At 29.0% G+C, this 25572-nt stretch carries 26 protein-coding genes; 9 read left to right on the top strand and 17 right to left on the bottom strand.

The annotated features are described in order from the left end of the window. Positions 1-26 precede the first annotated feature (26 nt). Together BTO07_RS17205 and ligA are read right to left on the bottom strand one after the other, a co-directional pair. Positions 27-761 carry a DUF4294 domain-containing protein gene (locus BTO07_RS17205; RefSeq protein WP_198342484.1) on the bottom strand — a complete coding sequence of 245 codons (735 nt, stop codon included), beginning with the start codon at positions 759-761 and terminating at the stop codon, positions 27-29. 76 nt (positions 762-837) lie between these two features. Beyond that, positions 838-2838 (bottom strand): NAD-dependent DNA ligase LigA, encoded by a 2001-nt coding sequence (gene ligA, locus BTO07_RS17200; RefSeq protein WP_087522510.1) that lies wholly within the window; start codon positions 2836-2838, stop codon positions 838-840. Positions 2839-3239: 401 nt separating this feature from the next. Here ligA and BTO07_RS17195 point away from each other — a divergent pair, with 401 nt between their 5' ends. Continuing rightward, entirely contained in the window at positions 3240-3557 is a 318-nt protein-coding gene (locus tag BTO07_RS17195) for a TusE/DsrC/DsvC family sulfur relay protein (RefSeq protein WP_087522509.1), read from the top strand. A gap of 193 nt (positions 3558-3750) precedes the next feature. On the opposite strand, the gene BTO07_RS17190 is transcribed toward BTO07_RS17195, so the two are convergent. Together BTO07_RS17190 and BTO07_RS17185 are read right to left on the bottom strand one after the other, a co-directional pair. Continuing rightward, complete coding sequence (locus BTO07_RS17190; RefSeq protein ID WP_087522508.1) at positions 3751-5193, bottom strand: glyceraldehyde-3-phosphate dehydrogenase; 1443 nt, start codon at positions 5191-5193, stop codon at positions 3751-3753. Positions 5194-5332: 139 nt separating this feature from the next. Beyond that, positions 5333-6721: a trypsin-like peptidase domain-containing protein gene (locus tag BTO07_RS17185; RefSeq protein ID WP_087522507.1), complete on the bottom strand. Its 1389-nt coding sequence runs from the start codon at positions 6719-6721 to the stop codon at positions 5333-5335. Positions 6722-6850: 129 nt separating this feature from the next. Between BTO07_RS17185 and dapF the strand changes: the two genes are divergently transcribed. From dapF to BTO07_RS17160, 5 genes are all read left to right on the top strand, one after another. Continuing rightward, on the top strand, positions 6851-7621 hold the full coding sequence (gene dapF, locus BTO07_RS17180; RefSeq protein WP_087522506.1) for a diaminopimelate epimerase: 771 nt from the start codon (positions 6851-6853) through the stop codon (positions 7619-7621). Continuing rightward, positions 7621-8145 (top strand): GNAT family N-acetyltransferase, encoded by a 525-nt coding sequence (locus BTO07_RS17175; RefSeq protein WP_087522505.1) that lies wholly within the window; start codon positions 7621-7623, stop codon positions 8143-8145. Before dapF ends, BTO07_RS17175 begins: the two co-directional genes overlap by 1 nt. 30 nt (positions 8146-8175) lie before the next feature. Then, positions 8176-9204: an endolytic transglycosylase MltG gene (gene mltG / locus BTO07_RS17170; RefSeq protein WP_087522504.1), complete on the top strand. Its 1029-nt coding sequence runs from the start codon at positions 8176-8178 to the stop codon at positions 9202-9204. Continuing rightward, the gene (locus tag BTO07_RS17165; RefSeq protein WP_087522503.1) at positions 9204-10100 is read left to right on the top strand and encodes a DUF2279 domain-containing protein; all 897 of its coding nucleotides are present in this window, start codon (positions 9204-9206) and stop codon (positions 10098-10100) included. The genes mltG and BTO07_RS17165 overlap by 1 nt, the downstream gene beginning before the upstream one ends. 121 nt (positions 10101-10221) lie before the next feature. Continuing rightward, positions 10222-10758, top strand: a complete 537-nt coding sequence (locus BTO07_RS17160) for a peptidoglycan-binding protein LysM (protein WP_442956824.1) — start codon at positions 10222-10224, stop codon at positions 10756-10758. Positions 10759-10864: 106 nt separating this feature from the next. Here BTO07_RS17160 and BTO07_RS17155 read toward each other — a convergent pair whose 3' ends face one another. From BTO07_RS17155 to dnaA, 3 genes are all read right to left on the bottom strand, one after another. Next, positions 10865-11569, bottom strand: a complete 705-nt coding sequence (locus tag BTO07_RS17155; RefSeq protein ID WP_087522501.1) for an SAM-dependent methyltransferase — start codon at positions 11567-11569, stop codon at positions 10865-10867. Positions 11570-11572: 3 nt separating this feature from the next. Beyond that, positions 11573-12022 (bottom strand): low molecular weight protein-tyrosine-phosphatase, encoded by a 450-nt coding sequence (locus BTO07_RS17150; protein WP_087522500.1) that lies wholly within the window; start codon positions 12020-12022, stop codon positions 11573-11575. 146 nt (positions 12023-12168) lie between these two features. Next, entirely contained in the window at positions 12169-13596 is a 1428-nt protein-coding gene (dnaA, locus tag BTO07_RS17145) for a chromosomal replication initiator protein DnaA (protein ID WP_087522499.1), read from the bottom strand. Between the two features lie 171 nt (positions 13597-13767). On the opposite strand from dnaA, the gene BTO07_RS17140 reads away from it, so the two are divergent. Then, positions 13768-14166, top strand: coding sequence for an acyl-CoA thioesterase (locus BTO07_RS17140; RefSeq protein ID WP_087522498.1), 399 nt, complete (start codon positions 13768-13770; stop codon positions 14164-14166). A gap of 19 nt (positions 14167-14185) precedes the next feature. On the opposite strand, the gene BTO07_RS17135 is transcribed toward BTO07_RS17140, so the two are convergent. The 6 genes from BTO07_RS17135 to BTO07_RS17110 form a co-directional block, all read right to left on the bottom strand. Beyond that, on the bottom strand, positions 14186-14773 hold the full coding sequence (locus tag BTO07_RS17135) for a hypothetical protein (RefSeq protein WP_087522497.1): 588 nt from the start codon (positions 14771-14773) through the stop codon (positions 14186-14188). Positions 14774-14782: 9 nt separating this feature from the next. After that, on the bottom strand, positions 14783-15388 hold the full coding sequence (locus BTO07_RS17130) for an IMPACT family protein (protein WP_087522496.1): 606 nt from the start codon (positions 15386-15388) through the stop codon (positions 14783-14785). 90 nt (positions 15389-15478) lie between these two features. Further along, complete coding sequence (locus BTO07_RS17125) at positions 15479-16342, bottom strand: EamA family transporter (RefSeq protein WP_087522495.1); 864 nt, start codon at positions 16340-16342, stop codon at positions 15479-15481. A gap of 3 nt (positions 16343-16345) precedes the next feature. Beyond that, positions 16346-16951 (bottom strand): HAD family hydrolase, encoded by a 606-nt coding sequence (locus tag BTO07_RS17120; protein ID WP_087522494.1) that lies wholly within the window; start codon positions 16949-16951, stop codon positions 16346-16348. Further along, the gene (gene ribD, locus BTO07_RS17115; protein WP_257789775.1) at positions 16944-17987 is read right to left on the bottom strand and encodes a bifunctional diaminohydroxyphosphoribosylaminopyrimidine deaminase/5-amino-6-(5-phosphoribosylamino)uracil reductase RibD; all 1044 of its coding nucleotides are present in this window, start codon (positions 17985-17987) and stop codon (positions 16944-16946) included. Before ribD ends, BTO07_RS17120 begins: the two co-directional genes overlap by 8 nt. 9 nt (positions 17988-17996) lie before the next feature. Next, positions 17997-18455: an LEA type 2 family protein gene (locus BTO07_RS17110; protein WP_087522492.1), complete on the bottom strand. Its 459-nt coding sequence runs from the start codon at positions 18453-18455 to the stop codon at positions 17997-17999. A gap of 52 nt (positions 18456-18507) precedes the next feature. Between BTO07_RS17110 and BTO07_RS17105 the strand changes: the two genes are divergently transcribed. Beyond that, positions 18508-18999: a GNAT family N-acetyltransferase gene (locus BTO07_RS17105; RefSeq protein ID WP_087522491.1), complete on the top strand. Its 492-nt coding sequence runs from the start codon at positions 18508-18510 to the stop codon at positions 18997-18999. Beyond that, entirely contained in the window at positions 18996-19856 is an 861-nt protein-coding gene (gene prmC / locus BTO07_RS17100; protein ID WP_087522694.1) for a peptide chain release factor N(5)-glutamine methyltransferase, read from the top strand. The genes BTO07_RS17105 and prmC overlap by 4 nt, the downstream gene beginning before the upstream one ends. A gap of 153 nt (positions 19857-20009) precedes the next feature. Here the strand turns inward: prmC and BTO07_RS17095 are convergent, their stop codons facing one another. The 4 genes from BTO07_RS17095 to BTO07_RS17080 form a co-directional block, all read right to left on the bottom strand. Beyond that, complete coding sequence (locus tag BTO07_RS17095) at positions 20010-20426, bottom strand: hypothetical protein (RefSeq protein ID WP_087522490.1); 417 nt, start codon at positions 20424-20426, stop codon at positions 20010-20012. A gap of 26 nt (positions 20427-20452) precedes the next feature. Next, positions 20453-21775 carry a sugar MFS transporter gene (locus BTO07_RS17090; protein ID WP_232457126.1) on the bottom strand — a complete coding sequence of 441 codons (1323 nt, stop codon included), beginning with the start codon at positions 21773-21775 and terminating at the stop codon, positions 20453-20455. 125 nt (positions 21776-21900) lie between these two features. Continuing rightward, entirely contained in the window at positions 21901-23172 is a 1272-nt protein-coding gene (locus BTO07_RS17085) for a YaiO family outer membrane beta-barrel protein (protein ID WP_087522489.1), read from the bottom strand. Then, positions 23169-25568: a sulfatase-like hydrolase/transferase gene (locus BTO07_RS17080; RefSeq protein ID WP_232457062.1), complete on the bottom strand. Its 2400-nt coding sequence runs from the start codon at positions 25566-25568 to the stop codon at positions 23169-23171. Before BTO07_RS17080 ends, BTO07_RS17085 begins: the two co-directional genes overlap by 4 nt. Between the last annotated feature and the right edge of the window lie 4 nt (positions 25569-25572).

The following is a 25572-nucleotide window of genomic DNA, read 5'->3' as shown; positions in this document are numbered from 1 at the left end:
AAAAAAAAAGGAACACCAAAATAAAATTACTTCTTCTTTTTACGCTTTTTCTTCTTTCTAATCTTTGCAAACATCTCTTTATAATGTTCTACGTTGACTTCTGCTTTTCTTATTGCTATGATTTCATCAAAATTAAAAGTCAACTTTGAGGTTTGATGTTTTAATTTATCGTCTTGAAAAGCGCGCTGCAAAACATCTTCTATTAAGAAATCTTCATTATCTGATTCTGGGTGGTATTCTGTTTTTAAAGAAAGTTTGAAAACATTTGCTGTTGTATTATACCAAAAGGCTTTCCAACCGCTTCTTAAATCTTTAATATTTTGAAATGCTGTTAACCCAGTTTGACGATGAATGAGTTTAATTAAAATTCGACCTTCTGTAGTTGTCATCTTTTTAATTTGATTTGTAAACTCACCTTCTATATAGTTTTGAACTAATTTAGTGTACTTTTTTCGCTTACGTTTGGATTGTATTCTTTCTAACCTTGTATTTAATGAATCTAATCTTTGTGATGCTAATTGGGCAAATGGATAGGCTTTATAAACTTTTCTACGAAACCAAAGATAATAACGGATGTCATTTTTAGATTTGAACTTGTGTTTTGGTAATAATGAAAACTCATTAAGGTTTACAGTTAAAGTATCTCCTGGTTTTACAAAAACATAATCATCAACATTAAAAGGTAGCGAATCTACTTCCTTTATTTGGGAAAAAGATAATGCTGAAATTAGTATTATATATATGTAGAGTATTTTTTTCAATTTCTTATTTTATTTAACACATAGTCACAATAGAAAAACATAGATTTTAGGCTGCAAATAAGAAGCCAAATTTTTATTAATTAGAAATCTTATCTATAAAATCTTGTTCAGAAATAATTTCTATTCCTAAATCTTGCGCTTTTGTTAACTTACTTGGTCCCATATTATCTCCTGCAACAATGAAATTTGTTTTCTTAGATATTGAAGAACTTACTTTTCCGCCATTATCTTCTATTGCTTTTTTAAGTTCGTTTCTAGACATCTGATGAAAAACGCCTGAAACTACAAATATTTGTCCTTTTAATACTTCTGTTTGGTTTTCTAAACTTTCTGCAGAAACTTCTAATTGAACACCTGAAGATTTTAGACGATTTATTAATTGAATGTTTCCTAAATCTGATGAGAAATCTTTTATACTTTGTGCAATTCTGTCTCCGATTTCATCTACACTAATTAATTCTTCGAAAGTTGCTGTCATTAAATTATCTATCGATTTAAAATGCTTTGCTAATTTTTTAGCAACCGTTTCACCAACAAAACGGATTCCTAAAGCAAATAATACTTTTTCAAACGGAATTTCTTTTGATTTTATAATTCCATCAATCACATTTTGAGCAGATTTCTCTGCCATTCTTTCTAGCGGAATTACTTGATCTATAGTTAAATCGTATAAATCTGCATAATTTTGTATTAGACCTTCTTTACGTAATAAATCTACAGTTTCGCCACCTAAACCATCAATATCCATTGCTTTTCTGCTGATAAAATGCTGAATTCTTCCTGTAATTTGTGGAGCACAACCAAACTCATTTGGACAATAATGTTTTGCATCACCTTCTGTTCTTACTAATAACGTATCACATTCAGGACAATTTGTTGCGTAAATTGTAGGTTCTGAGTTTTCTGGACGTTTTGTAAAATCTACTGCAATAATTTTTGGAATAATTTCTCCTCCTTTTTCTACAAAAACGGTATCTCCTACTCTTATATCTATTTTTTCAATTTGATCTGCATTATGAAGCGATGCTCTTTTTACAGTTGTACCTGCTAATTGCACAGGTTCTAAATTTGCAACTGGTGTAATTGCACCTGTTCTACCAACTTGATAAGTAATTTCATTTAAAATTGTAGAAACTTGTTCTGCTTTAAATTTATATGCAATTGCCCAACGTGGAGATTTTGCAGTATACCCTAACTCTTCTTGTTGTTGTAAATTATTTACTTTTACTACAACTCCATCTGTTTCATAAGGTAAATCGTGTCGTTTTTTATCCCAAGAAGTTATAAACTCAAAAACATCATCTATTGTTTTTGTGATTTTAATGGTTTCAGGAACTTTAAATCCAACTTTCCTAGCGTTTTCTAAACTCTCAAAATGTGTTTTATATTTTCTACTATCTGTAACTAAATGATACAATAAACAATCTAATGGGCGTTTTGCCACTTCAGTACTGTCTTGTAATTTTAAACTTCCACTTGCTGTATTTCTTGGATTTTTATATGGTTCTTCTCCGATACCAATACGTTCTTCATTCATTTTATTAAATCCATCGAGAGGCAAAATAATTTCTCCACGAATTTCAAAATCGGAAATAAAATCTCCTTTTAATATTAAGGGTACTGAACGAATTGTTTTAATATTAGGAGTAACATCATCTCCTTGAAAACCATCTCCTCTAGTAACTGCTTTTACAAACTGACCATTCTCATACGTTAAGTTGATTGATGCTCCATCGAATTTTAGTTCACAGGTATATTCTATATCTTCTGTGCCTAACATTTTTTGAATACGCTTTTCCCAATCTAACAAGTCTTCTTTAGAATATGAATTACTTAAAGAATACATTCTGTTTTTATGAGTAACAGTATCGAAATTCTTAGTGATTTCTCCTCCTACTCTTTGTGTTGGCGAATTTGAATCGAAAAACTGAGGATTCTCTTCTTCTAATTTTTCTAATTCTTTTAGTTTGATGTCAAAATCAAAATCTGAAATAGATGCATTATCTAACACATAATAGTTGTAATTATGTGTATTTAACTCATCACGAAGTGATTGTATTTTTTGTTGGATTGTCATTTAAAGATACCGTTTTCCTTTTATTGTGAAACACTTAAGAATAGTTTCAAAAATAAGATATTAAATGCATACTTAATAAATTAAATTAAGTTTAGAAGGCAACGAACAGCACTTTTATATAAAATAGGTAAATTACCTAATTAAATAGGTAAATCCCCTATATGAATTAAACTGATATTTTAATATTTTTACATAGTAACTAACCAAATAAAGATTAGTGTATTTAGATTTTTAAGTTAATAATTAACCAAACGTTAACTTAAATATATTTAAAGTGAAGGGAAATTCGTATAAAAAAATAATGCTACAATCTACAAACAAACAGTTATTTGTATTTACTGTATTTATATATAATATGAACCTACTTTTAAATGAATTCCTCAATCATTTAAAACATAATTATGAAAGAACAACTACAAAAAACTGATGAATTAACTATTCAATTAAACGATGAAGGCTACTTAACAAACTTTGAACAATGGACTATTGAAGTTGGTGAACTCATTGCTGAGAAACATGATATTGAGTTAACTGCAACCCATTGGGATATTCTTTCTTGGATACAAGAGCAATTTAAGGCTAAAAAAGAACTAACGCTTGAAGGAATTATAGAAACAGGAATTGCTACTACTAAAGATCTAGAAGAGCTATTTACTAAGAAACCTTTAAAAATTTCAACTAAAATAGCAGGAATACCTATGCCTAAAAATAGGCTTTAAAATTTTAATAAATTACCTCTTTAATATTAAAGTTAGCAAACAGGTTTAGCCCTGATTGAAGTGGCATCCTTTTTGTTTTTCACAAAAAGATATAACGGAAAGCAGGAAATAGCTACAAAGACAAAACCCGAAACAAATTTGCTCCGGGTTTCTACATTCAATTTTCATTAAATGCATTTGCATTGTGAATATTTTAATAATAGGTAAACCTTCTTACTTTTGCAATATGTTTTGCTAAACGCATTACTTGATGAGAATAACCATATTCATTGTCGTACCAAATATAAATTACAATCGTTTCTTTGTCTGCAATTGTTGCTTTGCTATCGAAAATTGATGGAGCTGTAGAACCTATAATGTCTGAAGAAACCAATTCGTTATCTAAAGAGTATTTAATTTGCTCAACCAAATCGCCTTCTAAAGCGTACTTTTTTATAATAGCATTTACACGTTCTTTAGAAACCATTGTTCTTAATTGTAAATTTAAGATTGCTAAAGATCCATTTGGAACAGGAACTCTAATTGCATTTGATGTTAATTTATCTTTTAACGCTGGTATTGCTTTTGCAACTGCTGCTCCTGCACCCGTTTCTGTAATTACCATATTTAAAGCTGCAGCCCTACCTCTTCTATATTTACTATGCATATTGTCTACCAAATTTTGGTCGTTTGTATATGCATGAATCGTTTCTAAATGTCCTTTTTTGATTCCGAAATTGTCTTCTAAAACTTTTAAAATTGGTGTAATTGCGTTTGTTGTACATGATGCTGCTGAAAAAATATCAACATTATCTGGATTGTGTTCTTTATGATTTACTCCATGAACAATATTTGGAATTCCTTTTCCTGGAGCTGTTAGTAAAACTTTACTCGCGCCTTTTGCAACTAAATGTCTTTTTAAAGCAACATCATCTCTAAAAGCCCCAGTATTATCAATAATTAATGCGTCTTTAATTCCGAATTTAGTATAATCGATGTCTTCTGGTTGTTTTGCAGAAATCATGTGTACTGTTGTTCCGTTTATAATTAAAGCATTGTTTTCGACATCTGTTTCTACGGTTCCTAAAAAATCTCCATGCACAGAATCTATACTTAATAAAGAGGCTCTTTTTTCTAAAACAGTTTGATTAATTTCTCCACGGGTTACAATTGCTCTTAAACGTAATTGAGAACCTTTACCCATTTTAGTCATTAATTCTCTAGCCAATAAACGACCAATTCTACCAAAACCATATAAAACAACATCTTTTGGCTGAATATCTACTGATTTTGTTGCTCCTTTTAATTTATCTTTTACAAAGGCAACTTTATCTGCTCCTTTTTCAGGGTTTAAATGACATTCATAAGCCAGTTTACCAATATCTAATTTAGAAGATGGTAAGTCTATTTGTTGAATTGCTTTTGCAATATCTAACGCATCTTGAATAGAAATTGGTTTACTTACAAATTCTTTTGCGTAGCTTATTAAATTTAAAACTTCACTTGCTCTTTTATCTACTAAAGGATTTCTAAACAAAACTAATTCTATAGATTTATCATACCATAAATCATTTACAATAGTTATAAATTCTACAGTAGCTCTTCTGTTTTGAGCTTGTGATAAAACTTCGTCTTCGTAATTTAAGATTGTTGCCATAGTTGTGTAACTAATTTTAAAATTTTGCTGCAAAAGTATTTCTTTTTTTAATAATACGAAATCGATTTCGTAAAGTTTTCGTAAATAAAAAAATCCTGATAAATTATCAGGATTTTCAATTACTTTATTTTATATTTATTTATCTAAAAGCATAACGCTCTCTTTCACCTTCTAAATTAATTACTTCAATATAAATAGGGTTTCCATTACCATAAGAAGCGTCAATTGCTTTAGCAGCATCACTTGCATTTAAAACTGGTTTTTTATTAATTTCGGTAATAATATAACCTTCTTTTACACCATAGTAGTCTAAACTTTTATTACCATTTCTAAGAATTTTAGCTCCACCAGAAATGCTATATTTTTTCTGTTCTTTTTTTGTTAAATCCTTTAAAAGGATGTTTAAATCTTTAGATACATAAACATCTTTTTTACTTAATTTCACACTTTTAGTAATCAATTCTCCTTCTCTATCTACAGTAATATCAACAAACTCTCCTGGTCTTTTTGCTGTTAGTTGACCTCTTAATTCAGAAAATTTAGAGATCTTAACATTGTTTACTTTCTTTATAACATCTCCAGATTTTAAACCAGATTTCTCTGCTCCACTTCCTTTAGATAAATCACCTATTTTAACTCCCTCAATATTATTGTCAGAACCATCTATATTGATTCCTAAAATAGCTTCTTGTACAGCACCAAATTCTAATAAATCATCAATTACTTTTTTAGCAATATTAGAAGGAACTGCAAATGAATACCCAACAAAAGAACCTGTTTTAGAAGAAATAGCGGTATTAATACCAACTAATTCTCCTCTTGTGTTTACCAATGCTCCTCCACTATTTCCTGGGTTTACAGCTGCATCCGTTTGAATAAAAGAATCTATTGCAGAATTCCCTTCTAAATCTCTTCCTTTAGCACTTACAATACCAGCAGTTACTGTAGATGTTAAGTTATAAGGATTACCAACTGCCAAAACCCACTCTCCAATTTTAATATTGTCTGAATTTGCAAAAGGTATATAAGGTAAATCTACATCTGAATCAATTTTTAATAAGGCAATATCATTGTCTTTATCTGTACCTATTAACTTTGCTTTGTATTTTTGTCTGTTGTTTAAAGTAATTTCAATTTCTGTTGCTCCATCAATTACGTGATTGTTGGTTACAATATATCCGTCTTGAGAAATAATCACACCACTTCCTGTACCCACTTGTTCATACTTTCTTCCATTGCTTCTATTTCCAAAGAAAATATCAGCAGGATTAGTTTGCGTTCTAACGGCAGTATTTTTAACGTGTACTACAGCATGTACCGTATTTTCTGCAGCTATTGTTAAATCTACAGAGTTTGCAAATGATTTCGCTTTATTTAAAGCAGGATTGTAATTTGCTGTAATCGTTTCTACTGGTTCTGATATAGTCCTTTCTACAATTACTTCTTCATTAAAAAGCATTTTATACCCACCTAAAGTTATAGCTCCACCTAAGATTGCCATTCCTAATAAACCAAATAATTTTTTCATGTTTTTAATTTTTAATACTCAAATGTACAATTTTAACAATATCAAAAATTCTGTTTAACTTCATTTTAACTCACTTTAACCGGTTTTTAACATTCCTTTTTTATTCATTAAATGACTATATTTGTTCTAATGAATTTAGATTTTTACAAATACCAAGGAACCGGAAATGATTTTGTTATGATTGATAACAGATCAAAAAAATTCCCAAAAGAGAATACTGCTATTATTTCAAAACTTTGTCATAGAAATTTTGGTGTAGGTGCAGATGGTGTTATTTTAATTGAAAATGACTCAACTTTCGATTTTAAAATGATTTATTTTAATGCTGATGGAAGTCAGACTTTCTGTGGAAACGGAGGAAGATGTGCTGTCGCTTTTGCTAAACATTTAGAAATCATTGATTCTAAAACTAAATTTATTGCTGTTGATGGGGAACATTTAGCAGAAATAGAAAATGGAATTGTTTCTCTTAAAATGATAGATGTTGATGAAATTGAAGTGAAAGAGAATTCAGTTTTTGCATATACAGGCACTCAACATCATGTTGAATTGGTTAATAGTTTAGATAATTTTCCTGTTTTTGAAAAAGGGAAAGAAATAAGATATTCATATAGTGATCCTGGAAGTAATGTTAATTTTGTTGAACAAATAAACGATTCTAAATTTAGAGTTAGAACCTACGAAAAAGGAGTTGAAAACGAAACATTAGCTTGTGGAACAGGAGTTACAGCTGTTGCAATTGCAATGCATAAAACAGGAAAAACAACAAGTAACTTAATTGCATTACCTGTTGAAGGTGGAGATTTAGAAGTTTCTTTTACTGAAAAAGATGGAGTTTACACAAACGTATATTTAAAAGGTCCTGCACAATTTGTTTTTAGTGGAAAAATCACAATTTAATGCAAACATTAAAAGGAGAACATATAAACTTACGAGCTTTAGAGCCCGAAGATCTAGATTTTCTATATCAAATAGAAAACAATGAAGCCTTTTGGGAAGTAAGTCATACTCAAACTCCGTTTTCTAAATACATTTTGAAACAATATTTAGAAAATGCACATTTAGATATTTTTGAAGCAAAACAATTACGTTTGTTAATTGAAGAAAAATCAACAAAAAAACAAATTGGTACGATTGATTTGTTTGATTTTAATCCTTCTCATAAAAGAGCAGGAATTGGTATTTTAATTCATCCTGAGTTTCAACAAAATGGTTTTGCTACTGAAGCATTATCTCTTTTAATCAATTATTGTTTTTCTATTTTAGATGTACATCAATTATTTGCAAATATTACTTCAGACAATTCTAAAAGTATATCACTTTTCACAAAACATAATTTCAAAAAAGTTGGCATAAAGAAAGATTGGATTTTATCCGAAGGAAAATTTAAGGATGAAGTTTTGTTTCAATTGATAAAAGACTAATTTTGCAATTCTTAAAAAATCAAAAACACTTTGAGTAAAAAATTTATATACGCAGTTATAGCTACCATTATTTTTATTTGTGGAATTATCGGATACAACTATTATAAAAAAATATTTGATAAAGCAATTACAAAAGACACAGTACTTTATGTAAAATCTACAGATAGTTTAATCGACATAAAAGACAATATCACAGAGTATTCTAAACATCTTAATACTTTTCTTTTAGTTGCAGCTCAGAAAAATTTCTCGAAACCAAAAGCTGGTAGATATGTCTTAACAGAAGGTATGTCTAATAATGATCTTGTTAACTTATTAAGAAGCGGAAATCAAACTCCGATAAAACTATCTTTTAACAATCAAGATACTTTAGAAAAATTAGCTGGTAGAATTGCACAACAATTAGAAACAGATTCAGTTTCACTTTTAAACAGTTTTAAAGACAAAGAATTTTTATCAAAAAATAGCTTGACAGAAAAATCTGTTTTACAAATTTTTATTCCAAACAGTTATGAATTTTATTGGACAGCTTCTGCTGAGAAATTTAGAAATAAAATTTATAAAGAATATAATCGTTTTTGGAATGACAGTAGATTACAAAAAGCAAAAGCTTTAAACTTATCTAAAAGCGAAGTAATTACTTTAGCATCCATCGTGCAAAAAGAGACTGCAAAAAAAGTAGAAAGACCAATAGTTGCAGGTTTATACCTTAATAGATTAAATAAAGGATGGCCTTTACAAGCAGATCCAACAATTATATATTGTATCAAACAGAAAAAAGGGCAAGATTATGTTGTAAAAAGAGTCTTGACTGCAGATTTAGAAATTGAATCGCCTTACAATACTTATAAAAATAGAGGTTTACCTCCTACTCTTATATCAATGCCAGATATTTCTGCAATTGATGGCGTTTTAAACGCACAAAAACACAAATACTTTTATATGTGTGCTAATGTTGATAAATTAGGATATCATGCTTTTGCTAAATCTCTTTCTCAACACAATAGAAATGCGGCTAAATATCATCAATGGATGAATAAACAAAGAGTAAATAGGTAATGATAAAAAAACCTATTTTCTTTCTATTTTTTCTGATTTCAATTTCGGTTGTTGGACAAACTTCATCGTTTTATAAAAAGTCTGATACTTTAAATACCAAAAGAAGAAATGCAATCGCAATTACTGAAAGTGTAATGGCAGTAGGTGCATTAATTGCTTTAAATCAACTTTGGTATAAAGATTACCCTCGTTCTGGTTTTCATTTTAAGAATGATAATAACGACTGGAAACAAATGGATAAAACTGGGCATTTTATGACTTCTTATTATGTCGGTAAAGTTGGAATGGAAGTTTTAGATTGGGCAGGAGTTTCTAAAAAAAATCAATTAATTTACGGAGCAACTTATGGTTTTGCTTTTTTAACAGCTGTAGAAGTGTTAGATGGGTTTTCAGAAGAATGGGGAGCTTCACCAGGAGATATTCTTGCAAATGCTGCTGGAACTGGTTTATTAATAGGACAAGAGTTACTTTGGGATGAACAACGTATTACAGTAAAATACTCATTTCATCAAACAGATTTCGCAAAACAAAGACCAAATACCTTGGGCGAAAACTATTTACAACAAGCTTTAAAAGATTATAATGGTCAAACTTATTGGTTATCTGCCAACATTTGGTCTTTTAACAAGGAAAGTTCGTTTCCAAAATGGTTAAATGTTGCTTTGGGTTATGGCGCAGATGGAATGCTTTATGGAAACTCAAACGCAGGAAACGCAATGCTACAGAATCCTTACAGACAATTCTACCTTAGTTTAGACCTCGATTTGACAAAAATCAAGACAAATTCGGAATTCTTAAAATCTGTCTTTTCTATTGTTAACTTCATAAAGATACCTGCTCCAACGCTAGAAATTAATAGCAAAGGCGGTTTAAAATTTCATTATCTGTATTTTTAATAAAATTTAACATATTGATAATCAGTATATTTAATTTTTGATTATACCTTTGTGCCCGCAAAACAGAAAGATTCAATTTATCAAAAAGTTTTTATTTTTAAGTATCGTATTTTTAGGATTTATCAACGCAACTACTATTGATAAAAAAATAGGTACTAATAACAAAGTTACTTTTCCAAAATTCATTGATTACAACATTCCGTATTTACAAAAAAACTTTGTAGGTTTTAAAGAAGCTTTGGCTTTTAAAGAATCTCAAGGAAAATATACTGTTGTAAACACATTAGGTTATTTAGGAAAATACCAATTTGGAAGAACAACTTTACACAGATTTAATATTTACAATACGCAAGCCTTTTTAAGAAATCCTGAATTACAAGAAAAAGCATTTGTAGCTTTATGTAAAGTAAATAAATGGATTTTAAGAAAAGATATTTTACGTTCTGTAGGTAAAACTATAAACGGAATTAAAATTACGGAATCAGGAATTTTAGCTGCGGCTCATTTAAGTGGCGCAGGAAACGTGAAGAAGTTCTTAAGAAGTAATGGTTCAATTCGTTTTTCTGATGCTTATGGAGCTTCAATTCAATCTTATTTAAAGAAGTTTGGTGGTTATGATGTTTCTAATATAGAAGCTGATAGAAACGCTACCATTTAAACGGAATTACATCCTTTATTAAAAATAGTAAAACGCCTTACTTATTCTAATATCAGAATAAATAAGGCGTTTTATAGTTTTCTATACTTTGATAAATAAAATCGTTCTATTTATGAATTATAAAAATAGCAGGTTTTTTATGTAAATCTGGTTGTTGATGTTTCCAATCTTTCACCATCATTGTTTTAATATATTCTGTTGGCAACGTTATATCCGCAGCAATACATAAATTAGTTGTTGGTGCTAATGCAGCTTTTAAATCTGCAAACATTTTTTCATTTCGATATGGCGTTTCAATAAAAATTTGAGATTGGTTTTTATCTTTTGATAATTTCTCTAAATCTTTAATCGTTTTTTTTCTATCGGATTTATCAATTGGTAAATACCCGTTAAATGCAAAATTTTGTCCATTCATACCAGAACTCATCATTGCCATGATAATAGAACTTGGGCCAACTAAAGGAATCACTCTAATATTATTTTCGTGTGCTAGTTTAACAATACTTGCTCCAGGATCTGCAATTGCAGGAACTCCTGCTTCAGAAAGCAAACCAACATTAACTCCTTCTTTACAAATATCTAAATATTTTGAAGTTTCAATTTCTTCTGCATATTTATCTAACAACATTAACTGCAATGAAGGTTGTGATTTTTTTGGTGAAATTTTCTTAATAAATTTTCTTGCTGATTTTTCATTTTCAACAATATAATAATCAATTTCTTCAACTACTTTTTTTACTGATAAAGGCATTACTTCTAAAGGTTCAGTTTCACCTAAAGTTGTGGGGATTAAATAGAGTTTACCAATCATTTTTTATATTTTTTTAGCGATGAGTTCACAAGCCTCATCTAACATTTTATATACATTCTCAAAACCGTCAATTCCTCCATAATATGGATCTGGAACACTTAAGTTTTCTGTAGGATGTGTTTCTTTTAAAATCATACTCACTTTCTGAGTATCTTTTTCACTTCTTGCTAACGAAAGTATATTTTCATAATTACTTTCATCCATCGCATAAATAAAATCAAACTCATCAAAATCTTTAACAACAAATTGTCTAGCGATCTGATTACTGATATCTAATCCATACTTAGCAGCAACGTCAACTGAAAGTTCATAAGGTGTTTTACCAATATGGTAATTAGCAGTTCCTGCTGAATCTACAAAAACGGCATCAGAATTCACTTTAGATTGTAAAATTCCTTCAGCTAATGAAGAACGACAAATGTTTCCTAAACACACCATCAATACTTTCTGCATAAAAATAATTTTTGTTAAAAATAAGAAACTATTTCTCGCTTAAAAAAGATTAAGTGATATTAAATAGAAAGTTTTAAAACTAACTATAATTTAGATTCTCGTTTACACGAAAAATGCAATTCAATAAAATTTCTGAAATTGTATTTTTAGAAAGTCAACTTTTTTGTTAAATCGTCTACGTATTTTCTAAATTGCTTATCTGTTTCTGTTAAGTTGTCTACAGTTTTACAAGCGTGTAATACAGTTGCATGATCTCTTTGCCCAATTTGATTACCAATACTTGCTAAAGAAGTTTTTGTTAATCTTTTCGCAAAAAACATAGCTAATTGTCTTGCTTGTACAATATGACGCTTACGAGTTTTAGATTGTAAAGTTGCTACATCCATATCAAAATACTTAGATACTTCTTTCTGAATGTAATCTATAGAAACTTCTTTCTTAGTATTCTTTACAAACTTATCTACAATCTGTTTTGCTAATTCAATTGAGAATTCTCTTCTATTAAAAGAAGCTTGAGCAATCATAGAAATGATAACACCTTCTAATTCTCTAACATTAGATTTTATGTTCTTAGCAATATACTCTACAATTTCTTCCGGCATCTCAACACCATCTCTATACAATTTATTTTGTAAGATAGAAATTCTAGTTTCGTAATCTGGTGCTTGTAATTCAGCAGATAATCCCCATTTAAAACGAGATAATAAACGTTGTTCAATATCTTGCATATCTACAGGCGCTTTATCCGAAGTTAAAATTACCTGTTTTCCATTTTGATGTAAATGGTTAAAAATATGGAAGAATACATCTTGTGTACCTGCTTTACCAGATAAGAATTGCACATCATCAATAATTAACACATCAATCATTTGATAAAAATGAATGAAATCGTTTCTTGTATTCGATTTTACTGAATCTATAAACTGTTGTGTAAATTTTTCCGAAGAAATATATAAAACTGTTTTGTCTGGATATTTGTCTTTTATATCAACACCAATTGCGTGTGATAAATGTGTCTTTCCTAAACCTACTCCACCATAAATTAATAATGGATTAAAAGATGTTCCTCCTGGTTTATTTGCTACTGCCATACCTGCAGAACGTGCTAACCTATTCGAATCTCCTTCTATAAAATTCGCAAAACTGTAATTAGGATTTAATTGAGATTCAATCTTAACTTTTTGTAATCCTGGAATTACAAATGGGTTTCTTAATTCTCTTTTATTAGACTCTAAAGGAACTGTAACCCTTTGTGGTTTTAAAGGATCTCTGTTAGAACTTGGAATTTTAACAATTTGCGGTCTGTTACTGCTATAATTGTTTTCCATTTTTACATCGTAAATCAATTTAGCGTCATTACCTAACTGTCTTACTAATGCAACACGTAATAATTTAATGTAGTGTTCTTCTAACCATTCATAAAAAAATTTACTGGGCACCTGAATTGTTAATGCTTCTCCTGAAAGTTTTACGGGCTTTATTGGCTCGAACCAAGTCTTGTAGGCTTGTGGTTTAATGTTATCCTTTATAAAGGTCAAACATTCATTCCAAACTGAATCAGCAGTTATAGTCATTTAATTTTGGTGAATTTCTTAAGTTAATAATTAGGTTAAAAAAGGTGTTCTATGTGCCTTTTCTAATGTTATACAAAAATGTGAATAAAATTCAGTATAAAAAAATGAATTTGCTATTGATTATTAATTATTTTTTACGTAAAATACCATAAATCTAATTGTTCACTACTATTGAAAAATTCATCAACAAAAACTAGAATACGATATTCAGAAACCGATCAAATGGGCGTTGTCTATCATGGAAATTATGCTCAATTTTTTGAGCTAGGACGTACAGAATGGCTACGTTCTTTAGGTGTTACCTACAAAGACATGGAAATCAGCGGCATAATGCTTCCTGTAATTTCTATAAACTTTAAATTTATAAAATCTGCATTGTATGATGACGTTTTAACCATAAAAACTTTTCTCAAAAAAAAGCCAATGGTGAAGATTGAATTCGATTATGAAATTACAAATCAAAATAACGAGTTGATTTGTACTGGAAGTTCTGTTTTAGCTTTTATGAACAGTAAAACAATGAAACCAACACGATGTCCAGATCATTTATTAGAAAGTTTGGGGTTTTAATTAATAATACCCTCTTTTTTTAAGCTTTTAATTTATTAATGTAGACTTCTGTTTCTTTTTCTAATTCAATAAAATCATATGAAAATTCAGAATCCCAGTTAATTTCATTTACAGAAAAACCGTCAAAACATTCTGCAGGAATTATATTAAAAGCTTTTAGCGTTACAAAAAAACGTTCTAATCCTCCAAAAGGAAAATTGCCTGTAGAAAATTGTACAATTCCATTGTCATCTTTTAATAATTCTAAATTATTAAAATCAACCTCGAAACCAAACTCTAAATAATTAAAGATTGACAAAACTTCCTGAATACCAAGATTCCCTAATTTATCATTATCAATTTGAAAATATTTTTTAAAAACTGAGGTTGCATAATTCGGAATCACTTTTTTATATCGCTTTAATGCAAGTGCTTCATCATCTAAAGATTCATCTATTTTTTTTAGTGCCTCTTCTACATCACTTTCATTCATAGTATCCCAATCAAAATCAGGAACCTCATCTTCAAAATCAAAATTTGGCTGTCTTACATCAACTAAATGCTTGTACAGTTTTTTAAAATCATTAAACTTTTCGGCTTCTTGAATTTTGAATTTTACGTATAACATCTTTCCAATTTAATCTAACACTTTAATATCAACTTTATACAAGTTATCAAAAATAGTAAAAATTGAATCGGCCTCTTTTTTCCTTACAGAAATTGTATACTGACAATCCATTTCTAATTTTTGAGCAATAATATTTAGGTTTTTCTCCTTTACAACTCTCATTACAGCGTTCATTAAATCGTAATTAAAAGTTAACCTATAATCGATATTTATCGTTTTCTCTAAAATATCTGAAGCTTGTAAAGCTAATTGAGCAGAAGTTTTATATGCAGAGATTAAACCTCCAACACCAAGTTTTGTTCCTCCAAAATAGCGAACAGAAACGATTAAAACATTGGTAACTTCAAAAGATTGTATTTGACCATAAATTGGCAAACCTGCAGAATTATTTGGTTCACCATCATCATTCGCTCTAAATTTAATTTTTTCGATTCCAATTTGATACGCATAACAAAAATGACGAGCAGAATGATGTTTCTTTCTTAATTCTTCTAAACGTTCTTTAACATCATCTTCTGTTAAAACAGGAAAAGCATATCCAAAAAACTTACTTCCTTTTTCTTTAAAAAGGGTTTCCTCTGAAGGAATTAAAATTGTCTTATAAATGTCTTCCATTATATTTAAAGTGAAAATTAAATTTTTGACCACATAGACACATAAAAAAACATAGGTTTACGTTAAAGTCATCAAATTTGAAACTCTATTTTAAGCAAAAGTGACTAATAAAATACCAATAATTGCCAAAGCAACTCCAATTTTGTTTTTTAAACTAAATTTCTCCTTAAAAAGAATCAATCCTACTAAAGTGGAAACAACAACAACACCTACATTATTAATGGTAAATAATACCGAACTTTCGAAACCATCTGTTTGTAAAGCTTTTATTAAAAATACAATCGAAAAATAATTAGGAATCCCTAAAACAATACCTGCAATTATATTTTTTAAACCAAAAGCTTCTCGTTTTTTAATCAATTTAATTATTAAAATCAAGACTCCAAATAATGCTGCTATTCCAAACAAGCTTCCAGAAAAAATAGAAACATCTCCTTTGGGAACATAATTTACTTGAATATATTTTAATGTTGTATCAATAGTACCAGATCCTAAGAAAAGTAAAATAGGAAACAAAATACTTGCTCCTTCCACTTTGTTTTTTTCTTCTTTTACCGATGCTAAGTAAACCGCGACTAAAGCGATAATAATACCAATAACCTTTAATACAGTAACAGATTCATTGTACAAGAAAATTCCGAATAAAATAGGCACAACTACAGACATCTTACCTGCAACTGAAGCAACTGAAACTCCGTTTTTCTGAGCAGTTAAAGCCATTACAAAGAAAATAGAAACGAATAATGCTCCTAAAATTAAAGACCCAAAAAACCAAGGCTGACTTGGTATTTCTGCAAATGGGATACTTCTTTCTGCTAAACCAAAACCTAGAGCAAAAGCTACCAAGTAATTAACAATAATTGCTTTTAAAGTATCAACTTTATAAATACCAAAATATTTAAAAATTACAAATAATGACGTTGCAAAAAGAATACTTAATAATAAATAGATCAAACCTTATACATGTTTTTTAGTGAATAACTCAGTAACATCTTCTTGACCAGGAATTAAATTCCAAGTATGAATTCCTAATGTATTTGCTGCATCAGTATTTTCTTTCAAATCATCTACAAATAAAGTTTCTTCAGAAATTAAATTGTTTTCATTTAAGACAAACTCATAAATGACAGCATCTGGTTTTTTAAAATTTATTTCATGTGATAAATAAAACTGCTCAAAACAATTTTTAAATTCGTTATAAAATTCAGTTCCTAAACTATTTTTCACAGAAGAAATATGCAAATCATTTGTGTTACTCAACAGAAACAGTCTGTACTTTTTACTTTTAGCTAGTTCTTTTAAAAAGTCTAATCTTCTTAAAGGAAAATCTAACAATATAGAATTCCAAGCAAAAACCAAGTCTTCTTTAACTACTTTAAACTTCTCCTTGAAGAATTCTATAAATTTATCCGTAGAAATTAATCCTCTTTCATATTGATGAGCAACTGCCATCATTTCATCAGAAATTTCAGTAATTCCTAATTTTTCTAGTTCATTAAAAGTTGCTTTTTTATCTAGGTTGATAAAAATATCGCCAAAATCGAAAATGATGTTTTTAATCATTTGTATATATTTTTAAAACATCTGTAGTGATGTTTATTTTTTCTTTAAATCCTTTATTAAAATTCGGAGCCTTTACTCCTTCTTTAAATTCAGTTTCGCCAACAAAAACTCGGGCTTCATCCCATAAATTTTCGTTGATAAAAGTCTGTAAAGTTTGCAATCCTCCTTCAATAATTACAGATTGAATTTGGTGTTTCTGTAATACTTCACAAATCTGAATCCCTATGTTTTTAGAGAAATCTATTGTTTCAAAAATTAGATTTCCTTTTGATTCTTGACTTTCATCTACTTTTTCTGTAATAAAAATCGTTCTTACACTTCCATCAAAAACAGCGAGATCTTTATTTGTTCTTAAACTTTTATCTAAGACAATTCTTACTGGGTTTTGCCCAGACCAACTTCTAACATTTAATTTAGGATTGTCTGCAATAACAGTATTTGTTCCCACTAAAATTGCATGCTCCTCACTTCGCCATTTATGAACTAGTTGTTGAGAATATTGATTAGAAATCCAAACAGGTTTCTGTTCATCTTTTGTTAATGGAGCAATAAATCCGTCTTTAGTTTCTGCCCATTTTAAAATAATATAAGGTCTTTTTTTATCCTGAACAGTAAAAAAACGTTTGTGATGTTCTCTACATTCTTCTTCTAAAACGCCAACAATTACATTAATTCCTGAATTTTCTAATCTTTCAATTCCTTTACCAGCAACCAAACTATTAGAATCTACACAACCAATAACTACAGTCTTCAATTGATGTTTTACAATTAAATCTGCACAAGGAGGCGTTTTCCCAAAATGAGAACAAGGTTCTAACGTAACATAAATTGTAGCTTCTTTTAAAAGCGATGTATCTTTTACAGAATTGATTGCATTTACCTCTGCATGATTTCCTCCGTAAATTGAAGTAAAACCTTCACCAATAATTTTATTATTATAAACAACAACTGCACCAACAGAAGGATTTGGTCGTGCAGAACCAATTCCGTTTTTAGCGATTTGTAAGCAGCGTTTTATGTAAATTTCGTGACTGATAACTAAGAATTAAAATTTAATTTCCTGAATTTGATCCACAGGATACACACTAGAATACCCAAAAACCTTATATTTAATATCTCCCTTAAATTGCACTTTAATCGATTTATTTAAAAATGAATTTAGTAAACCTCCTAAAATTCCGTTTTTGTTATTTTCAAATACTTTTTTTGCAGGAATTACCACAACTAAAGGAATTGTAAAATCTTCTCTTGCAGGCACTTTAAATTCTTCTGAAGAAACATGTGCAACCTCAGCTCCATTTACAATTACCTTAATTTCATCAGTAGAAATTTTACCACCAACATCATTTGGGTTTGTAAAAAAAGCTTCCGCTTTTAAACGTATTGTGTCTCCACTAAAAGAAGATACTTTTATGTTATCAACTTTTATAAAAGTCGGTTGTTTATTAACAGAACAGCTAGAAATTAGTAAAATTAATAGCGTAAAATATAAAAGATTTTTCATCTAGAATAATTAAAAAATTAAGTAAATTGCTCATGCAAAAATACAGTATTATATGACAAGTCAAGATTTTATCATTAGAGAAATTCAGTCTAAAGACAATGCACAAATGGCTATTGTAATTAGAGAAGTTCTTTTAGAGATGGGTGCTCCAAAAATAGGAACAGCTTATGAGGATGCTGCTACTGATAAAATGTTTGAAAATTTTGACAAACCAACATCATTTTATTATGTGGTAGAACATCAAAACAAAGTTGTTGGCGGAGTAGGAATTGCTCAATTAGATAATTTTGAAGGTAAAACGTGTGAGCTTCAGAAAATGTACTTTTTGCCAATAACCAGAGGAAAAGGTTTGGGTTCTAAATTGATAGAAACTTGCTTAGAAAAAGCAAAATCTATAGGTTATACACATTGTTATTTAGAAACGATGCCTTATATGAATGCAGCGAGAGCATTGTATAAAAAGAATGGTTTTATAAATCTTGATAAACCAATTGGAAATACAGGACACTATTCTTGTAATGTTTGGATGCTAAAAAAATTATGATATTAAAAGAATTTAGAGTTTACTTTACCGATACACTTTCAGAAATTTATCCGAAGACAGAAATAGATACTTTCTTTTTTTTGTTGATAGAAGAAAAACTCAACCTACAAAGAGTTGATACTGTAATGAAACCAGACTTTTTAATTGCTGATGAAATTTTATCAGAATTAAAAGAGATCATTATTAGATTAAAAAAAGAAGAACCTATTCAGTATATTTTAGGGAAAACGGAGTTTTATGGATTGCCTTTTATAGTGAATGAAAACACACTAATTCCAAGACCAGAAACGGAAGAGTTAGTAGAATGGGTTTTAAAAGAAGTTGCAGAGTCACAAAGTTGCAAAGTTGCAAAGTTATCAATTCTTGATATCGGAACAGGAACTGGTTGCATACCAATTTCTTTGGCTAAAAATTTAAAAGATGTAAAAATCTCTGCTATTGATGTTTCTTCTGAAGCTTTAAAAAAGGCGAAACAAAACGCAATTTTAAATAATGTTGATCTCTCATTTTTAGAAATGGATATTCTACAAACTGAAGAACTACCTCAACAATATAACATCATCGTTTCTAATCCTCCGTATGTAAGAGAGTTAGAAAAGGTTGAAATAAACAACAATGTTTTAGAAAACGAACCTCATTTGGCTTTGTTTGTGGATGATGATAATCCGTTAATTTTTTATGCTAAAATTGCTGATTTAGCGAAAAACCATCTTACAAAAGACGGAATCTTATTTTTTGAAATCAATCAATACTTAGGTAAAGAAACTGTTGAAATGTTAAAACAAAAAGGGTTTAGCAATCTTGAACTTAAAAAAGATTTATTTGGAAATGATAGAATGATAAAAGCAATTATTTAAGATTCTATTTATCCACATAATGTATTTATGTATTGAAACTTTTGGTTTTTGTGAACAGCGATTTTCTCAGAAAAATAGCAGTCATTAAAAAGGAAACAACTTTTGGTTAGGCTAAAATTAAGTGTTTTTCATACGTTGTTACGTGTAGTTTTTTTATTCCATTTCATATTCCGATTTATATAATTCCAAAAACTTTGAAGTAAGGATTTTAATTTCCTTTTTCTTTTTTAGTTTAAAATCAATAAATATTATTAGAAAAGGAACATTAAAAAAAGGTATAATTAAAAACCAATTTCCATTTACCAATGTTGCTATTGAGAAAATAATTCCGATTCCGATTGCAACTTTTAAAATAATATTCATTGGGAATTTAAAGTCTAAATTTAATTCAAACTTATTTTTATTATTCAAAACTCCAATTATTCTATGGATGCCTCCTGAATTGAATAAACCTTTTTTTCTATTTAGTTCAATCTTTTTCGCACTTATATTTCCATCATAAAATCCATTCAGAATTAATTTATTCAGAATGTTAAGTGATTTTTCGTTATTTGAAATGGTTTCGGTCATTTTTTAAATTGCACACAACTCGTTTTTTACAAACCTTTTTTATGCCCCCAGAAAGCATAATAAAGAATAATGATATAACAAGGTAACAAAATCCAATATCCAAAAGAAGACGCTTCTGCCAAAGCATTCACTTCATTTATTCCAGTTGAAATTAATTCTTCTTTTTTACTATCGACTAAATAACCATATAATGGAGGGATAATTGCTCCACCTGAAATAGCCATAATCAATAAAGCAGATGCTCTTTCTGTAAACTTCCCTAAACCCGTTAAAGCCAAAGGCCAAATTGCTGGCCAAACTAATGCATTTGCAATTCCTAAGGCTGCTACAAAAAGCACAGATGTAAAACCGGTTGTGAATACAATACAAAATGAGAGTAAAATTCCTAAGATAGCACTTGCTTTTAAAGCTAAAGACTGACTTATATATTTAGGAATTAAAAATACACCTAAAGCATACGTAGCCACCATTGCCATTAATGTAAACAATGTGAAAAACTTAGCTTCTTCTACAGGAATATCTAAAGAGATTCCATAAGAGATAATGGTATCTCCCGCAACAACCTCAACACCTACATATAAAAACAACGCTAAAACACCTAACCACAAATGTGGAAACTGAAAGATACTTGTTTTTGTTTTTTCTCCAGATTTGGATACTTCTATCGGTTGTGCTTCAACATGTGGCAAAGGCGCTTTTCTGATTAAAATACCTAACAAGAATAAAACAATAGCCATTATAATATAAGGCGTAACAACACTGTCTGCCATTGTATTTAATAAATTTGCTTTTTCTGCTTCACCAACAACATTTAATTGTTCTTTAATTCCTTTTATTCCTGATAATAAAATAGCTCCAAAAATAACAGACCCAAGTCCGCCGGCTACTTTATTTGCAATTCCCATAATTGCAATACGTTTTGCTGCGCTTTCCATAGGACCTAAAATAGTAATGTAAGGATTAGACGCTGTTTGCAACAAAGTCATACCTATTCCTTGAATAAAAATGGCTGTTAAAAACATCCAATACGTTCTTGCTTCTGCTGCTGGTATAAATAACAAAGCACCAATTGCCATTACGATTAACCCTAAAGACATTCCTTTCTTGTATCCAATTTTATTTATAATGTAAGAAGCCGGTAATGCCATTACAACAAAAGAAATATAAGATGCTGATGCTACTAAATAAGACTGAGCATCTGTAAGTTCGTTTATGGTTTTCATAAACGGAATTAATGCACCATTAATCCAAGTTACAAACCCAAAAATAAAGAACAAACCTGCTATTATAATTATGGGTACAAGTGTACTTTTCTTTGTTTGGGAAGCTTCTTTAGTCATTTTAGACATCATTTTTATTTGTTTTTAAGAGTATCTGATTAAAAAAACTGAATATACGAATTCGTATCCTTATCAAAAGAAAATTATTCATTTGATACCAAAAAATCAGAACATAGAATTTTTAAAAAATAAAATTACTTAAATCTTAAATGATAAGAAACTCCTAAAGAAGTATACAAGAAATAATCTCCTTTCGAAAATGGTTTCTCTTCTCTAAAAACACTTGCTCTTAATCCCCAAGCATTTTTTTTATTTTTAGAAGAAAAGAAATATCCTAAATTTAATTTTTGAGAATCTAATTGAAAAATGGTTTCCTGATCTAAATCCGCAACAAAACGATCTAATTCTGGAGAAACTCCAAAACCAATAGCAATAGTAAAATAGTTATCAGCGTCAGTTCTATATTTTCTATACTCTATGCTACCTGATTTACTTGTACCTGGATTACCTGGAGTAATATAAGGTCTAAAAACCCAATAACTATTACCTGTATACCAACCAATAGAACCTGTGTATATAATTGTTGTTGAAGAAAATTTTATACCTCTAATACCCAAAGAAGCCTCAAAACTTTTAGGCAAAGATGTATACAATTCTGCTCCATACCTAAAACTAGGGTTTAAAGGACTATTAGAAAAACCTGCACTTAAATAAGCGTACATACCTTCTTTTATCCTTGGATATAAATCTAATTCATATAAATAATTATCTGTCTTAAATCGGTTTGAATAATTTAATTTGGCAGTAATACTTCCGTATTTTGTTTGTCTTGCATATTGAACTGTAGTATAATGCATCGCATCTCTATCGTTCTTATCATAAATATCTACACTATAATTAATTCCGATAGAATTATTTCTCAATAGGTTATTAATAGATTCTTTATAATCTATTGCTTTTTTGTTTTCTGGATACACTTTTAAAAGCTTATCAATGGTAGCAAGTGCTTCTTCTGTGTTACCAGCATTAAACTCTGACTTTGCTTTTAATTGAGTAATATCGGTATTCTTTGGGAAATAAATTAATGCTTGTTTTGTTAATTCTAATGCTTTAAAAGGTTTTTCTGCCCATAATTCATTATTGATAGCGGCAATCCAAGTATTTTCTCTTTTAGAATCGTCTTTTAATACTATAGCAAACTCTTTTCTTGCTCCTATATAATTTCCGTCCCAAGAATAGGTACTTGCTAAAAACGCACGAATATCTAAGTAAGTTGGATATTTGGTTAAGATGAAACGTAATGAGTCTTGCGCTTGTTTTCGTTTGCCATTAAAGGCCAATTCTCTAGCAACTTTAAAAGCATTATCTGGATCTCCATTAAACACTTTTTCTTGTGCATTTAGTTGATGAGCACTAAACAAAAGCATCATCAAAATATTAGCTATTACTATTTTTTTTAATATCATTCTAATGAGTCTTTAAATTTAAGAAAACCATCATTCTTAGGTTGTTTTTTTAGGATACTATCAATTACTTTTTCAGCCTTTTCTATATTTTTCATCGATGAATAAACTCTTGCCATTTTAAATGCAATTGAATCATTCTTAATATTGTTCTTTTTTGCTTTCTGAAATATGTTTTCAGCTTTTTTATATTGTGATGACCACCAATACATATCTAAAAAAGCTAAATAAATATCATAATAATAAGGAGATCTATCTAAAGCATTAAAAAGTACTTTTTCAGATTCTTTATAATTTCCATCCCAACCTAAAGTTCTTGCTTTTAATAGAATTACATCCACATAATTAGGCTCGTTACTTAAAATATGGTTACATAACAATCTTGCTATTTCTCTCTCTTTATTAAATGCTTTTTCTCTTGCTAAAAGAAAAACCTGATCTAAAGATAAACCTACTACTAGTAAAGAAATTTTAGCTTTTTCCTTTTCTGTAAACTGATATCTACTTGCAACTTCTTTTAGTAATTCCTTCGGATAAATTTTATCGTTTTGAGTTACATATGCATTTATATTTTTAAAATCATCAAAAGAAGTAACCACTTCGTTTAAAATGGTATCATTCGTAATTTTATTGATGCTAAAATTTTCTTTTATTTTAAAAAGGTCTCCTCCTGAATATAAATACTCTTTATAAATAAAATCATTTAAACCTCCTTTATACCTCATCAAAGGAATGTTATGAATGTTTCTAAAACTAGAAACAGTATCTAAACCAGAACCAATAAATGCAGTTTTTTCTGGCAGTTCTACATTGTAGTTATTTGACAGAAACGACAGTATACTTGGAGAAATATCAAAGTGAGAAGAAATAGATTTTATGCGACTTGTTCTTTTTAACATAGGACTATAAATATATAAAGGCACATTAAATCTACAGAGTTTGTCCTTTTGTGAAATTGGAATTAATCGATGATCTCCTGTAATAATAAAAACAGTATTATTAAACTCTGGCCTTTTCTCATAAGCTTTCATAAACTTTTTAATACTATTATCAGCATATAAAATACTTGCAAAAATGTCTTTGTAAGCTATAAAATCACTTGCAGGAATCTTGAAGTTTAATAAACTATCAACTTTTAATAAATAAGCTTCTTTTTCTGGAAACGTAAAAGGCTCATGAATCGTTTGTGTTGCAATTACATCTAACCTTGGGCTTTTTCGATCATCTAAAACACTTAATGTTTTAGTGAAAATCTCATTATCTGAATATCCCCAAGAAAAACCATTTGATGCATTTACAGATTTTGGATATGTAGCATTATACTTATTTTCATCAATCACATTATCTATTCCATTGTATTCTAAAAATTTAATTTTTTTATCGAAACTAGATTTATCTCCCGAATAAAAAGAAGTGGTATATCCATTCTCTTTTAAAATACTTAATATTGAAATGTGAGAAGGTGTATTTGGTATTTCAGAAAAGCCTTCTTCTCCAAAAGGTAAAGATCCTAAAATAGACGGTAAAGCACCAAAAGTACGACCTGCGTTACTTACAAAGTTTTCCCAAAACAATGATTTTGGAATTAAAGAATCTAAATAAGGCGTAAAACCACCATAGTTTTCATCCCCTAAAAATTCGGTACCCAAACCTTCTACAATTATAAATACAATGTTTGGTTTTTCTTTTGATACATTAAAAAATGATCCTAAAACATCATTAGTAGTATTTGAATTTTTTAAAAGTGGATATTCATTTTCTCCTTTAAAATCATTCAAAGAAACCTCCGTTTTGTTTACCTTAAACTTAAGAACATCAGCAATAAAATAATATGTTTTATTTTGATTCTTAGCTTCAGAAATTTCAGAAAAGATAAACTTACTGCATATAATAAGTATCAGTAAAACAAATAAACCAATTCTATATTTTTTACGAATAACTATTTTCTTACACGCATAATAAACAATAAAAAAAAGGAAAGGAAAAAGCAAAAAGGTTAAAAAATATAAAATTGAAGTATCTTCTGATGAGCTAACAGTAAGATAAATATCATCAAAAGAATACCCAAGAAAGTCTGCGCCTAGGTTTAATAAAGTAGTAAGACTGTATTTTGTTAATGCAAACTCAATTACAACTAATAAAACAAAAACTATTTTGATAAACAAAACACCCAAATTCTCCTTTGCTAGATTTAATAAATAGAAAAAAGGAAAAAATATGATAGCCATTAATACTCCTGTAAAAGCATGATTTATAAATTTGGAAAGTAGGGTTGTAAAAATTGAAATACTTTCTTTTTGACTAAAAAGTGAGTAAAGAACTTCAAATAAACTAATACTCAAAAATGTGATTAGTAAAGAAAAACTTAAAACTAAATATGATTTGATACTTTTATTCAAAATT

The sequence above is a fragment of the Polaribacter sp. SA4-12 genome, assembly GCF_002163675.1.
Lineage (GTDB): Bacteria > Bacteroidota > Bacteroidia > Flavobacteriales > Flavobacteriaceae > Polaribacter.
The sequence above is the reverse complement of the archived record's forward strand: the minus strand, read 5'-3'. Positions and strand labels throughout refer to the sequence as shown.